We start from the raw sequence: 14689 nt of genomic DNA, 5'->3' as shown, positions 1-14689 counted from the left end.
GACGGGAGTCTCTGGTCTTCCATGCGATGTCTGATAGTGACGGCCCACCCGCTCAATATGTCCCTTTGCCGAACGCTTGCGGATGCGGCAGTTGCCACCTTGATGGAAGCAAAGCACGAATGCCGGCACGTTGATTTATATCGGTCCGACTTTTCCCCGGCTCTCACGCCGCGGGAACGAGCGAGCTACTATTCCGCCTTCGACGCCACCAAGGTATCTAAAGAGATTGAGGACCTTCTCTGGGCCGAGGCCATAGTCTTGGTTTTTCCCACGTGGTGGTTTGGCCCGCCAGCCATTTTGAAAGGCTGGTTCGACAGGGTCTGGGCACCTAGTGTCGCATACGATCACGCAGCCGATCTTAGCGCCATACAGCCTCGGCTCCGCCGATTGAAAAAAGTCGTCGCAGTAACAACTTTGGGTTCACCTTGGTGGGTCGACTGGCTGGTCCTCCGACAACCCGTGCGGCGCGTTCTCAAGACAGCCATATTGCGTACCTGCGCGCCCCAGGCCTCGCTCACCTTCCTTTCATTTTACAAGACCGAAAGACTCTCTTCGCAATCTGTCGACGCTGCGATGGCTCGCGTCAGGAAGACGCTTCAACGTCTATAGGCAGTTCGCAAGACAACAGGTGTAACGCAAGATCGCAGGCCGTCGCAGGCTTGCCGATTGCAGCGCAAGACAGGCCACCGCCTCATAGCGCTACGGCGAAAGAATAGTCCCATCTTCATCGGCCGTGGCGCGCCACTCAGAATAAACCTGCGAACTCGTATGTGATGGAAATTGCTATATAACTTAGACGCAGCCGAAACCCGGCTCTCGCGATCAGGTTTTACGGATCGGTTCGGCTCATCTGGCGGGGTGGAAATCAATGAAACAAAAATGAAGCCGTTGAGAGGATCAGAAGCGAACTGCAACTGTGTGGTCACACTAAAGGAAGACCGTGTGTAGGAAATCGACAGCGCATCATCATCGCCTTCCGGCCACGCGGCGTGAAAAGTCGCAGCGGCCCCTTGCTGATGGCTGATCATTTGCACAACATGGCGTTCAGCAACGAAGATGTCGACGAGGGACGAAGCTGAGGATCACGCGATCGCTGGACGAGCCGGGCTCCGCGGCTATCTCGACCGATTTGAAATCTTCACTCCCACGCCGCAGGCGAGAGGCAATCGAACCACCCCGAACCGTCGAGGAGTGTCACTTGCCTTCGCGATCCAGTTCCACCACAACTTCGGAAGCCCAGGCACCGGGGGCTTCCAATGCGAACGACTGATGGTTGGCCTTTGTTCGAATCTCGACGAGCGCAGCCACGGTATTGCCTTCCACCCTCGCCTCAATGAGCCCTTCCGAGCTGGTGCCGTAGATCTTGCCGCCCTGACGATACTCGCTTTCGAACCAGTTGCCTGAAATCGAAGTGCCATCCTGCTCGATTTCGGCCGAGAAGAGCATCTTGTAAGCCTCGCTCGCGCATTTGAGGTCGAAGGTCATCGATTTCGCCGGCCTCTTGACGACGTAGCTTGCTCTGCAACGAATTCGCTCCTTTGCACCGTCCGAAGGCTTCATCCAACCTGTCCCGGACCATGTCCCGGCCAAATCATCGAGCATCGCCCATCCGTCCGTGGACGCGAGACAAAGGCACGCGACGAGGATCAGGCAAAGCTTTTTCTTGTCGGGTGCGATCCGTGCAGGCAATTTACGCTCCTCAAATCAGGTTCACAACGCGGGCCGTTCCGCTCCGCTGTGAGTACGCAGACGTGTCGGACGGAACGATGTTCGATATCTTTCTGATGGTGGCTCTCAAGAGAAGAGCAACAGCTGGCAACAAGAAATACCCCGGCGGCTCTTAGCCACCGGCGAACATTGGCGTTGGCGAACCCAGAGGCTTCAGAATGCGACTTTCCGAGCCGCCATTGCGCTCAGGCTCGAAGACTTGCTTTGGTATTATTCGGGCAAGCGCCAGGGCCCTCGGCATCGATGATGTAGTTGTCCTAAATACCCCGCCGGATCGTATCGGTCTCATATCCCGGATGCACAGCCGGATGCGTACTGACTGTCGAGAACGAGCGCCGCCACCTGGACTTGAGGGTTCGCGCAGATCGGGGGACGGGTTTGCGGGAGGCGGCAAAGAAGCCGGGCGCAGCGAGGTCGAGCACCAGAGCCGTTATCCCGAGCGCCGGATAGCCCAGCGCCTACACCAGCACGCCTCCGAGCAGCGGTGCGATGGCCGAGCCCGACATGATCATGGCGGGCGTCGCGGCGACCGGTCGGCTCGATCTGCGCCAGATGCCCAAAGATGAAAGTGTGGGTGAACAGCATCACGAAGGGAAAGGCGACTGCGGCGGCATACGGCACGCCGGTCGAGCACGAGATTATGATGGCGATGATGCCCTGGGCCAGCGCGTCAACGATGCCGACCGTAATCGGTGAGACACTCTTTTCCAACAATGCGGCCAACAGCGTCGGCAAGATCGCCAGCAGACCCATGACGACAAAGACGCCTTGGATCTGTCCCGGCGCGAAACCTCGATGGGCGCCCATGCGTTCCAGAAATGAAAAGATGATGGCCTGCACGAGCGCCATCGCCATGAGGCCGATTATCGCGAGCCAAACTGGCCTCGTGAACCCGGTGCTATCCTTGATGCCGTCGTCGTTGGCCGACACCGATGGGAAAAGCAGCGTCGCTACCACGCAGGCAATCGCCATAGTCAGCGCGAAGATCCTGAAGATCATCGCCGGGCCGAATTTGGCGATCAGCGCCGGCGCTCCTCCCAGGAATACACGGCGAAGATACCAAGCCCCGCACCACCCATGGCAAAGATACGATGCGGATTATTGGTGCGCCCCATGGTCCCGTGGGTAAACGAGCGGGCAAGGCCGGTCGCGAAGCCCGCAACAAAATGGCCGGCGGCGAGCGAAGCAAAGTCGCCGCATCCGATCATAGCATAGAACGATAGCGCGCTGACGCCGAACCCGAGTGACGGCATCCAGCGGCCGGGAAGCCGATGGAAAAATGGCGACAGCACCACACTGGAGATCACGACCCCCAGCAGAAACAGCGTCGCAAGGCCGCCCGCCTGCGCCGGCGCGAACGCGTAATCTGCGATCAGGGTGCCGACCCAGACTGGCAGCGCCGGCTGATCGATCATTCCCGCGATATGCCCTGTCGCTAGGGATAATTTTGAGCCCAACGAATTGACCGGCGACACGTGCCCCTCTCCCCGTTGCTCTTTTTGTTAAAGTTGCCGGAGGACCATGCCCTTGCTGCGCAGGACGTCGTCTATTGGACGGATCTGCAAAGCCAGACCATCTTATTAAGCCAATATGATCCAGGCCGGGAGTTGGAGGGGCTTCTGACCACAAATGAACTATTTTCGAAGCTTTTGGAATACACCCGCGGTCTATTGGCGACCTCACCCAAGCTACGGAGACTCCAAAATTCAAATCGACTCCGCTCACACAATAAATCAAGAACTTAAACTCGGAAACGAGATCTCCTCGAAAGTACCGTCTGCGAACGGATTCTTGTACCCGAACTATGCTGGCAGCCTCCGCTATTACGACTGTCGGATGCTGGAGATTCTAATGCCGTCAAAAATTCGAAGGAGCGATTGCGCAAAGATCCCGGCGCTGGTCGTTCTCGCCTGCCTCGCCTCCGCAATCGCTTGGCCGCCGCACTGCTATGACAGTCCAACCGCGCGAGTCGGCAGAATGGTGCTAGCCGGTTGCGACAATCGATAGGAGCGCATTGAACAGAGATCGGACGTTACCGATGGCGTCGATCGGCTTCGATGTTTCCATTCTTAAAATGCACCAGTTACGTTCGAGGATCCTGTGTAAGATTTCGATCTTTGATTCTTGAGGCATATCGTTCGATTTTCTCGATGGCGGGCCGCACGGACGCTAGCAGGTAAGAAAAGCTCGGAAGGCCTCGTTTAGCTCGCGCGACGGCGTTCCGGAGCGATCTCAGGCATCCCCCTCTGAATTGGCATAGCCATCACGACCCGTAGTCCTGTAGGCTCACCCGGCTTCATCTCGATGCGGCCGCCGTGCCGTTTGATGATGTCGCGCGCAATCGACAAGCCGAGACCGAAGCCGTTGCCACCATTGTCCGCGCGACGCGCGGCGTCGGCCTTGAAGAATGGCTCAAACACCTGATCGCGAAGCGCGGCTGGAATACCCGGGCCATTGTCGGAGATCTCGATCTCGATCTCGTCGAGTGCCAGGCTGGTCAGCCTGACAATGACCTCGTTGCTACCGTGTTTGATCGCGTTCTCGACGATGTTCGTTACGGCACGAGACAGCGCCCGGGGACGACAGGCATAGGGTAGCCGATCCGGCCCCTCGTAGGACACGGCGTGGCCCATGTCGGAGAAGTCCGAACAGACGGTCTGCAGAAAACTCGGCAGGTCGATCCGGGTTGCGGCTTCGGAGCGCGCATCATCGCGCAAAAACTCCAGCGTCTCGTCCAACATGTGGCTGATCTTGACGATATCTCCAAGCATTGCCATCTGCAGGCTGGCATCCGTCACCCGTTCGGTGCGCAACCGCAGCCGGGTCAATGGCGTCCTCAGATCGTGGCTGATCGCGGCGAGCATGCGGGTGCGATCCTCGAGCAACGCCCGAATCCGAGCGCGCATCTCATTGAGCGCATCCGTGACCTGAGTGATCTCGTGCGGGCCGGTCCGTCCCAGCGCCGCCGAATCCTGCGGCGAACGCCCGAACGATTCTGCGGCATTAGCCACCGCAGCGAGCGGCGCGATCACCCAGCGCACGGCATAGAACGACAACAACACCATTGAAACCGTGACGATGACGATGATCAACGCAGTCGGGGTCAGCAGGATCGGCCAAAGACGCCATTCGACCGCCGCACTAAAGACCAGCGCGTCGCGGTCGTCGAGGCGAGTGATGATCTGAGACTTCGGCCCCGCCGGATCGCGCAGGCTGCTTAGCACCTCGATACCTGGACGGTTGGCGAGCTGGCGCACGGCGAGGCGAGATCCCAGCGGTGGACGCTCGCCGGCGTCCGACCTCAGGTTGCTAATGGCGACACGTCTAAGTTCAGGATCACCCTGCTGCGCCGCTGACAGGATTGCCGCTGCTTCTGCCGACGTCGTCGCTGCGCGCATGAGGGCCGTGATTTCGGCAACATGGGCAAGCGTGCCTTTACCGTCATCCGGCGGCGGCCCGAACATCACCAACATGATCGTGGCGAGTAACGCAACGCCGAACAGCACGGAAATCGCGACGATGCTGGTGATTTGCGCCGTGATACTCCTTGGCACGAGCCGGCTAAGGAAAGTCATCAAGCTTGTTCCACTGTAGGCGTGAATAGGTAGCCGCCGAGCCGCACGGTCTTGATCATCGAACGCTCCCTCGGATCAGGCTCGATCTTTTGACGAATACGGCTGATGTGAACGTCGATGCTGCGCTCGACCGATCCGGCGGAGCCACCATGGACGATCTCCATGAGCTGCTCGCGGGAAAGGACCTCCCCCGCGTGACAGCAAAGCGCCAGCAGGAGATCGAATTCGACACTGGTCAATGCGATCTTCAGGCCGGTTGGATCGTGTAGCTCGCGCGTGGTGGGATCGATGCGCCAGCCAGCAAAGGTAAGCGGACGAGACCGCTGCCGGCGGAGTGAGGGTTCGCTGGCGGCGCGCCGCAGCAAGGCGCGGATGCGTGCGATCAGCTCGCGCGAATTAAACGGTTTGGTGACGTAATCGTCGGCTCCTAGCTCGAGCCCAACGACCCGGTCGACGGTCTCGGCGCGCGCGGTCACGACGATGATCGGGATCGACGACTGCCTTCGCAGGCGTCGGCAGATGGACAGTCCATCCTCGTCCGGCAGCATGACGTCGAGCACCACAAGGGCGAATTCCCCGCGGTGGAGCTCACTGTCCATATCCGCCGCTGAGCCGACGAACGACGCGGCAAACCCATTCTCCTCCAGGATCTCACCCATCATCTGCGCAATTTCTGCATCGTCCTCGACGCACAGGATGCGCGGTCTGGTGTGTGGGTACGGAACTTGGCTCGGTTCTGAGACTTGCATGCGCGTATTGTACGCCAAGGGGTCGCCTGACAGCAGCCCCCAAATGTTTCGTTTTATTAAGAGGAACGGTGAAGTCTGGGCAAACGGCTCAGCCGGCAACGCTGCCCATAAGTCTCTTAATATCTCTTAACCCAAAGCGTGCGCCCCCCCTCATATCTTGCAGCAGCAATTGATCAAAGGGCGGCACCGTCTTCGACACTTCGCCGGCGAGCTCGGCGGCATCGGAAACCTGCTGCGCTTGCTCTCGGCGAGTCGAAAAAACAATGACGCCCCTATCTGCTTTCAAAACCGCCTTCATACCCGAGGCTACCGCTGTCACAGGTGCCTTCGCATCCGTTCTCGCAGGTGCCATCGCGCGAAAAACCAGGGGCGCGTCCGCGCCGGTTGACCGATAGCGCCGCTGCTGCCGATCATGTGGTATCCTGCATGGCAGGTCCGAACTCTGGCGACACTCGCGCTCGCAGTGGAACTCGCCGGCTGCGCGGTGGGGCCGGACTATCTAAAACCATCGATGGCGTTGCCGGCACATTGGCGGGGCGGGAGCACAGTCACCACACCGAGGCCGCCCGTGCTGACGCGCTGGTGGCGCAGGCTGAACGATCCGGTGCTGGACCAGCTGATCGAGGAGGCGGTCGCCGGCAATCTCGACGTCGCGGCCGCCAAGGCCCGCATCCGCGAGGCGCGCGCCTCCTACCGGCAGGCGGTCGGCGCGCTGTTTCCGCAAATCACCGGATCCGGCTCGGCCACAGCGAACCGCACTAGCACCGCGGTGAGCGGAACCGCCGCCAGCGACATCAGCGATGGCAGCGGGGGCGGCGCCGTCAGTTACAATCAATTCCAGGCGGGCTTCGATTCCAGCTGGGAGCTCGACCTGTTCAGCACTAATCGACGCGCCGTCGAGGCTGCGATTTATGGCGTGGATGCCAGCGAGGATGATCTGCGCGCAACACTGCTCACCCTAATCGGCGACATCGCCTCTTATTATATTGATGCCCGCGGCTATCAGGCGCGCGCGGCGCTGGCCCGGCGAACCGCAGCCTCGCAGCGCGCCACCGCCGAGCTCACCGAACGCAAGGCCAATGCCGGCACGGCCTCATCCGTTGATGCCGCGAAAGCCGTGGCGCTCGCCGCCAGCACCGAGGCGAGCATTCCGGCCCACGAGTCCTCTTACCAGAGATCGGTGCATCGGCTGGGCGTGCTGCTCGGGCGCGAGCCGGGCGCAGTGGCGTCGCGGCTCGCCCGAGCAATGCCGATCCCCTCGCCGCGATGGCCGCTGCCGAAAGGCATTCCGGCCGACGTGCTGACCATGCGGCCCGATGTGCGCAAGGCGGAGCGGCAGCTCGCGCAATATACCGCGAAGATCGGCCAGGCGGAGGCTGCGCTCTATCCCGATGTCAGCCTGACCGGATCGATCAGCACCACCGCGCTGAAGCTCGGCAATCTCGGCAAGAGTTCGACGATCGGCTGGTCGGTCGGCCCGAGCGTCAGCGTGCCGATCTTCAATGGCGGCAAGCTGCGCGCCGCAGTAGCGATCGCCGAAGCGCAACGCGACCAGTACTATGTCGCTTGGCGCAGTGCGGTGCTGTCGGCGCTGGAGGACGTCGAGAATGCGACCGTCTCGCTCGCCCAGGAGCGCATCCGCATCCGCAATCTCGATGAATCCGCACGACGCTACGGTGAGGCGGCGCAACTCTCGCGTGCGCTCTATGAGACCGGCTCCTCCAGTTTCCTCGACGTGCTCGATGCCGAGCGTTCGCAATTCTCCGCCGAGGACAGCATGCTGCAAAGCCGGGTCAGTGTCGCCAAGGATTATGTCGCGCTGGCGAAAGCGCTCGGCGGCAGCTGGGACGGCGACCTCGACAGCTCGCGGCCTGAGATCGTCGATGCCAATACCGGTCCGCATCCGATGAAAGGACCGGTGTCCGAATGAGCGAGATCAAGAAGAAAGCACGGCACGGGCGGTGGCTGGTGGTGGTGGTCGCCGCGCTGACGGTGGTCGCCGCCGGCTGGTGGACGAAGTCGAACTGGCTGGCAAGATCGAACGACAATCTGGTCACGACGACCGCGGCTGTCGGCGACATCGAGCGCACGGTGCTTGCGACCGGTACGCTGAAGCCGGTCCGGCTGACCGCGATCGGCGCGCAGGTCTCGGGCCGCGTGCTCTCGCTCAAGGTGGCACTCGGCCAGAAGGTCAAGGCGGGCGATCTCATCGCCGAGATCGATTCGCTGACGCAGCAGAACACGCTGCGCACCAACGAGGCGGCGCTGCAGAACACTCGCGCGCAACGCGAGGAGAAGGTAGCGAGCCTGGCGCTGGCGGAGGCCAATTTCGCGCGCCAGCAAACCACTCTGGCACAAAAGGCATCATCGCGCGCCGACTATGATTCGGCCGAGGCGACGGTCAAGACCACCAAGGCGCAGATCGCCCAGCTCGACGCCCAGATCGTCGAGGCCGAGGTCGCCGTCGAAACCGCTCGCATCAATCTCGGCTACACCAGGATCAGCGCACCTATCGACGGCACGGTGCTGTCGGTCGTGACCCAGGAAGGCCAGACGGTCAACGCCGTGCAGTCCGCGCCGACCATCGTGGTTCTGGGTCAACTCGCGACCATGACAGTGCGGGCCGAGATCTCCGAGGCCGACGTCGTGCATTGCAGGCCCGGCCAGAAGGTGTATTTCACGATCCTCGGCGACCCCAACCGCCGCTACGAAGCCACGCTCGCCTCGATCGAGCCGGCGCCGGAATCGATCAAGACCGACAGCAGTTTCACCACGACCACGACGACAACGTCGAGCAGCCCGTCGTCCTCGGCCTCTTCATCCTCCTCCTCGGCGATCTACTACAACGGCGTCTTCAACGTGCCGAACGACGACAGCCGGCTACGCACCTACATGACCGCGGAAGTGCACATCGTGCTCGACGAGGCGACGAACGTCGTGACGATTCCCTCCGCGGCACTGACGGCTGTCGCCGGCGCCGACGCCTATACGGTGAAAGTGGTCGATCCGGCGGGCAGCGTCGTAGCGCGCACCGTCAAGGTCGGTATCAACAACAAGGTCAGCGCGGAGATCCGTGAAGGACTCGCGGCCGGCGAGCGTGTCGTCCTCGGCACCAAGAAGGTGAACGATGCGGCCAAGTCGTCGTTCGGGCCGCCGCCGCAGGGAGCCTGACCATGTCCGAGCCGCTCATCCTCCTTGAGGGTATCAGCCGAACCTATGCCTCCGGCGAGTCGACCGTGTTTGCGCTCGACCGCATCAATATCCGCATCGACGCCGGTGAGATGGTGGCGATCGTCGGGCAGTCGGGCTCCGGCAAATCGACGCTGATGAACATTCTCGGCTGCCTCGACCATCCGTCTTCGGGTCACTACCGCATTGACGGCCGCGATGTCGGCGCGCTCGACATGGACGAGCTGGCGGCGCTTCGCCGCGAGCATTTCGGCTTCATCTTCCAGCGCTATCATCTGCTCGGCGAGCTGACGGCGCTCGGCAATGTCGAAATGCCCGCACTCTATGCCGGGCTGTCAATGGCAAGGCGGCGCGACAAGGCCACGAAATTGCTGGTGCGGCTCGGCATGGAGAAGCGGCTCACGCATAGGCCTAGTCAGCTGTCGGGTGGTCAGCAGCAGCGCGTCTCGATCGCGCGCGCGCTGATAAACGGCGCCGATGTGATCCTCGCCGACGAGCCGACCGGCGCGCTCGACAGCTGCAGCGGCGAAGAGGTGCTGCGCATCCTGGATGAGATCCACTCCGAAGGGCGTACCGTGATCATCGTCACCCACGACATGGCGGTGGCGCGCCGTGCACGCCGGATCATCGAGCTGCGCGACGGCATCGTCACTTCAGACCGGCCCAACCCGGACGAAACGCCGACGGTCACAGAGACCGCTGCCAAGGCCAAGGTGTCGGCGCAGGCCGCCGGCGACTGGCATAAGGCAATCGACCGCTTCCGCGAGGCACTGCGGATGGCGCTACTATCGATGAATGCGCATCGGCTGCGCGCCTTCCTCACGATGCTCGGCATCATTATCGGCATCGCTTCGGTGATCTCCGTGGTTGCGGTCGGCGCTGGCTCGCAGGAGCGCGTGCTGTCCGACATCAACAGCCTCGGCACCAACACACTGGAAGTGTTTCCAGGCAAGGATTTCGGCGACGTGCGCGCGGCCAAGATCAAGACCCTGGTACTTGCCGATGTCCGCGCGCTGGAAGGCCAGAGCTACGTGGCTGCGGCCACGCCTACGGTGTCGACCACGAGCACCGCGCGGTTTGGCTCCGTCGAGGTCAGCATGCAGGTGAACGGCGTCGGCGAGCAGTATTTCGCGGTGAAGGGCACCGAACCTGCCGAAGGCGCGTTTCTCGACGCCGACAGCATTCGTTCTTATGCGCAGGAAACGGTGATCGACGACAATGCGCGCAAGGCGCTGCTTCCCGACGGCGGCAGTGCGGTCGGCCGCATCATCCTGATCGGGCGCGTGCCATGCCGGATCATCGGCGTGACGCGCCAGCAGCAGAGCGGCTTCGCCAGCAGCGCCAACCCGACCGTCTATCTGCCCTACACCACCGTGCAGGGACGCTTCCTCGGCGACCGCTCGCTGCGCAGCATCAGCGTTCGCGTCAACGATGCGACCCCGAGCGACGTTGCGGAGACTTCGCTGACGCAGCTCCTGAGCGAACGCCATGGCGCTAAGGACTTCTTCGTGCTCAACACCGACGACATCCGCCGCACCATCGAGAGCACAACCCGGGTCCTTACGTTGCTGATCGCCGCCATCGCAGTGATCTCGTTGATCGTCGGCGGCATCGGCGTCATGAACATCATGCTGGTCACGGTCTCCGAGCGGATCGGCGAGATCGGCGTACGCATGGCGGTCGGCGCCCGGCAGGCCGATATCCTGCAGCAGTTCCTGATCGAAGCCGTGCTGGTCTGTGTCATCGGCGGTCTGGCCGGTATCACGCTCGCAATCGGGCTGGGAACCGCGTTCAACGCCCTCGGGGTCGGAATCAGACTGATCTATTCGACGACATCCATCATCATCGCCGTGGTATCCTCGACCACGATCGGCATCCTGTTCGGCTATGTGCCGGCGCGGAATGCCTCGCGGCTCGATCCGGTCGCCGCACTGGCGCGGGAGTAACCGGCATGAGCGGACCAACGCGACGGATGGTCGGCATCGGCCTGGACTTCAACGTGATCACACTGTGCGGCTGCGCGACGATGCCGCGCCACAGCTTCTCCGAGCAGGACCAGCAGCACGCGATCGTAGCGGGCTATGTCGGCATCCGCAGCTGGGCCGACGTGGCAGGGCGCGAGCTCGCTTCTGCGGTGCTTCCGGAGCGGGTGCGGCCCTCTGGCCGGCTCGACGTGCTTGCGATTTCCGGCGGCGGCGCTGGCGGCGCCTTCACGGCGGGTCTTCTCAAGGGCTGGACGACAAGCACGAGACGGCCGTCGTTTGCGGTCGTCACCGGCGTCAGCACCGGCGCCTTCATCGCGCCATTCACGTTTCTCGGTGCGGAGTACGACGGCTATCTCGAAAAACTCTATCCCAGCGGCTTGGCCGAGAAGCTGCAGCGGCCGCGCGATCCGATCAGTATCCTATCCGGTAATGGTCTGCTCGATCCGGGGCCACTCGAACGGCTGATCGAAGCCTATGCAAGCCCCAAACTGATCGCGTGCATCGCCGCCGAGCATCTTAGGAGAGGCCGCCTGTTCGTGATCACGACCAATATCGACGCACAGCGCCCGATGATGTGGGATATCGGCGCCATTGCGAGCAGCCGCAGGCCTGATGCAGCCGAGCTCATCCGGAAGGTCCTGCTTGGGTCGTCGGCAATTCTGGGCGTCTATCCGCCGGTGCTCTTGAGAACGCGAGTCGAAGGCAGAGACATCGAGGAGATGCATGTCGATGGCGGCACGACGATGCAGTTCTTCCTACCGGTCGCGGCACTCGCGGAAACAGGGCAGCTACGGCAGCCAGCGAAGGTTCATCTTTGGTTGATCGTCAACAACACCCTACCGCCTGAGTTCAGCATGACGAGCAACAGCACACTGTCGGTTGCCTACCGCTCGTTCGCGACCCTGATGAAATCGCATGCCGAGAACAATGCCAAGCTCGCCGCCGACGCCGCGCAAAAGGCAGGTTACGACTTCAATTTTGCTTTCATTAATCAGCCGGTCGCCTACAATCCGGAAAGGCCGTTCGACAACGCCTACATGGACACGGTGTTCCGGATCGGCGAACGGCAGGCGCTATCCGGCGTCGTCTGGCACAAGGACGCCGACACCATCGCACTGTCGCGCGATCTCAGCGCGAGCGTCGCGAATGTAACGCACAGGTAGTCCATGATAGATATTTGTCTTGATCGCGAAGAGCGGACTGGACAGCGAAGCGTCGCCTGCACGAAGCAGATTCTGGTCCTGCGCATTGTGCTCTGCATCCTCACGCTGACCTGTTTCGGGTCGTCGGTCGGGCCGGCGGTTGGTGAGGATATCAGGATAACGCTTGGTCCGGACAGCGGCGGGGTAACAGAACGTGCGATCCAGCTGATCGCTGTTCTGTCGGTGCTGTCGATTGCGCCGTCAATCCTCATCATGATGACGTCGTTCACGCGCATCGTGGTCGTGCTGTCGATGCTACGAACGGCAATCGGCACATCGACCGCTCCGCCCAATATGGTGATGATCGCGCTTGCAATGTTTCTTACCGCCTTCGTTATGGCCCCGGTGCTGCAAAAATCTTATGACGACGGCATCCGACCATTGTAGACAATCAGATCACCATCGAGGAGGCACTGCAGAGGTCTTCAGACCCACTCCGCGCGTTCATGCAGAAGAACGTACATGAGAAGGAGCTCAAACTATTTCTGGATCTCTCCGGCGAACCACCGCCCGCGATCCCCGACGACATCTCGCTGCGGATCCTGCTTCCCGCGTTCATGGTGTCTGAGCTGAAGCGGGCGTTCGAGATCGGATTTCTTCTTTTCCTGCCGTTCCTGATCATCGATATGGTGGTCGCGTCGATCCTGATGTCGATGGGCATGATGATGCTGCCGCCCTCGACAATATCGCTGCCGTTCAAGCTGATCTTCTTCGTTCTGGTGGACGGCTGGTCGCTTGTGGCCGGCAGCCTGGTGCGTAGTTACGGAGGCTGATGGATCTTTCCACACCGCACCGCGCCTCAGTCAAGGATGAAGCCGAAGCTGCCGTTGGCAGGCGGTGGAACATCCGTTCTAACGGGGACACCGTAGATCCGATTGATGGCGCCCAAAAGGTTCGCCTGCGGATCACTCACGCTCACGAAACCGTCATCCGGCCGCGACAGCTTTCCTGGATTAACAGCGCGCACGATATACGGCGTCACCAGAACCATAAGCTCGGTTTCGCTATTAACGAAGTCCTGGCTGCGAAACAGCGCGCCAAGCACCGGCAGCTGCGTTAATCCAGGCAGGCCATTCACCGCGCGCTTGGTCTGATCCTGAATCAGGCCAGCGATAACCATCGAGCCGCCCGAGGGGATCTCTAGCGTGCTCTCGGCGCGGCGCGTCTTGATCGACGGGACGGTCAGAGAGTTGGTCGTGGTCGAGCTGACCGCCTGCGAGAGCGTAATGGAGTTCTCGTTGGAGAGCTCCGAGACTTCCGTCAGCAGATGAAGGCTGATCCGTCCCTCAGACAGAACAACCGGCGAGAAATTCAGCGACAGTCCGAATTTCTTGAAGCTAATCTGGGTTGTGCAGACATGAGTCGTAGGATCGCAGGAATAGCCGGCCGGCACCGGGAACTCGCCACCCGAGATGAAAGTCGCCGACTCTCCCGAGATTGCTGTCAGCGTTGGCTCGGCCAATGTGCGCATGATACCCGCACTTTCCATGGCCCGGAGGGTCGCCGTCGCGCCTCCGATCGTTGCACTGGCGCTGTTGCCCGAGACTAGATTCTGACCATACGCCGTGAACGGGTTGGAATTGGTGAGGCTGACGGTAGTCGTTCCCGAGCTCAAGGTCGAACTGAGATCAACGCCGAGTTGTTTGACGATCGACCGTGACATCTCCGCGACCGTCACCTTGAGCATGACCTGGTCGTGCCCGCGCACGACGATCGAATTGACGACCTTGTCGGCGCTGCCGACGAGGCTTGCGGCAACGTCCCGCGCCCGCTGGGCTTCCATCGCGGTAGCCGTCGTACCGGTCAGGACTACCCCGTCTCCGGTCCCGTCGATCTGAATGTTGGAGTTGGGCATCATCTGCTTCAGGGTCGCGCGTATCCCATTGAGATCGCGCTTGACGGCAATGTCATAGGCGCCGATCGGCTGTCCGTCCTGATCGAAGAACACGATGTTGGTCTCGCCGATCGCGACGCCGATGATATAGGCGCGCTGCGTGGTTCTTATGACGGCATTGGCAATCTTGGGATCGGCGATCAGGACATCCTTGACATCGCGCGGGAAGTCGATCACGAGCGATTTGCCGACACTGATCGACAACTGCTGATGGTCTGCCGTGTTCGCCTTCGGCAGGCGATGCGAGTCCGCACCGGACGCAGGCAGTAGCAGAAACCACGAGATGGTAACGGAGGCAGCGAAGGTCAGGAGCCATTGGAACGGTGGTCTGATTGGGGTGTGGTCGATACTATACATTGGTAACCTT

The 14689-nt window shown here is 61.4% G+C and carries 12 protein-coding genes and 1 pseudogene; 6 read left to right on the top strand and 7 right to left on the bottom strand.

Annotation, left to right across the window (positions count from 1 at the left end):
- The first annotated feature begins 21 nt into the window (after window positions 1–21).
- Window positions 22–609, top strand: coding sequence for an NAD(P)H-dependent oxidoreductase (locus P6U24_RS07570; protein ID WP_407160381.1), 588 nt, complete (start codon window positions 22–24; stop codon window positions 607–609).
- A gap of 585 nt (window positions 610–1194) precedes the next feature.
- Here the strand turns inward: P6U24_RS07570 and P6U24_RS07565 are convergent.
- The 6 genes from P6U24_RS07565 to P6U24_RS07540 form a co-directional block, all read right to left on the bottom strand.
- Window positions 1195–1689, bottom strand: coding sequence for a hypothetical protein (locus P6U24_RS07565; protein ID WP_407158522.1), 495 nt, complete (start codon window positions 1687–1689; stop codon window positions 1195–1197).
- A gap of 324 nt (window positions 1690–2013) precedes the next feature.
- On the bottom strand, window positions 2014–2727 hold the full coding sequence (locus tag P6U24_RS07560; protein WP_407158521.1) for a hypothetical protein: 714 nt from the start codon (window positions 2725–2727) through the stop codon (window positions 2014–2016).
- 20 nt (window positions 2728–2747) lie between these two features.
- Window positions 2748–3203, bottom strand: coding sequence for a hypothetical protein (locus P6U24_RS07555; RefSeq protein WP_407158520.1), 456 nt, complete (start codon window positions 3201–3203; stop codon window positions 2748–2750).
- Between the two features lie 726 nt (window positions 3204–3929).
- Window positions 3930–5303 (bottom strand): sensor histidine kinase, encoded by a 1374-nt coding sequence (locus P6U24_RS07550; protein ID WP_407158519.1) that lies wholly within the window; start codon window positions 5301–5303, stop codon window positions 3930–3932.
- Window positions 5303–6052 carry a response regulator gene (locus P6U24_RS07545; protein ID WP_407158518.1) on the bottom strand — a complete coding sequence of 250 codons (750 nt, stop codon included), beginning with the start codon at window positions 6050–6052 and terminating at the stop codon, window positions 5303–5305. The genes P6U24_RS07550 and P6U24_RS07545 overlap by 1 nt, the downstream gene beginning before the upstream one ends.
- An 88-nt stretch (window positions 6053–6140) precedes the next feature.
- Window positions 6141–6350, bottom strand: a complete 210-nt coding sequence (locus P6U24_RS07540; protein WP_407158517.1) for a hypothetical protein — start codon at window positions 6348–6350, stop codon at window positions 6141–6143.
- 114 nt (window positions 6351–6464) lie between these two features.
- Here P6U24_RS07540 and P6U24_RS07535 point away from each other — a divergent pair, with 114 nt between their 5' ends.
- From P6U24_RS07535 to fliP, 5 genes and pseudogenes are all read left to right on the top strand, one after another.
- Window positions 6465–7982 (top strand): efflux transporter outer membrane subunit, encoded by a 1518-nt coding sequence (locus P6U24_RS07535; protein WP_407158516.1) that lies wholly within the window; start codon window positions 6465–6467, stop codon window positions 7980–7982.
- Window positions 7979–9223, top strand: coding sequence for an efflux RND transporter periplasmic adaptor subunit (locus tag P6U24_RS07530; protein ID WP_407158515.1), 1245 nt, complete (start codon window positions 7979–7981; stop codon window positions 9221–9223). Before P6U24_RS07535 ends, P6U24_RS07530 begins: the two co-directional genes overlap by 4 nt.
- 2 nt (window positions 9224–9225) lie before the next feature.
- On the top strand, window positions 9226–11187 hold the full coding sequence (locus P6U24_RS07525; protein ID WP_407158514.1) for a MacB family efflux pump subunit: 1962 nt from the start codon (window positions 9226–9228) through the stop codon (window positions 11185–11187).
- 5 nt (window positions 11188–11192) lie between these two features.
- Complete coding sequence (locus tag P6U24_RS07520) at window positions 11193–12389, top strand: patatin-like phospholipase family protein (protein ID WP_407158513.1); 1197 nt, start codon at window positions 11193–11195, stop codon at window positions 12387–12389.
- A gap of 87 nt (window positions 12390–12476) precedes the next feature.
- Window positions 12477–13201: pseudogene (gene fliP / locus P6U24_RS07515) on the top strand (flagellar type III secretion system pore protein FliP).
- A 26-nt stretch (window positions 13202–13227) separates the two neighbouring features.
- Here fliP and P6U24_RS07510 read toward each other — a convergent pair.
- On the bottom strand, window positions 13228–14679 hold the full coding sequence (locus tag P6U24_RS07510; protein WP_407160380.1) for a type II and III secretion system protein family protein: 1452 nt from the start codon (window positions 14677–14679) through the stop codon (window positions 13228–13230).
- Window positions 14680–14689: the final 10 nt, after the last annotated feature.

The organism is Bradyrhizobium sp. STM 3557, from assembly GCF_045571465.1.
Lineage (GTDB): Bacteria > Pseudomonadota > Alphaproteobacteria > Rhizobiales > Xanthobacteraceae > Bradyrhizobium.
The sequence above is the reverse complement of the archived record's forward strand: the minus strand, read 5'-3'. Positions and strand labels throughout refer to the sequence as shown.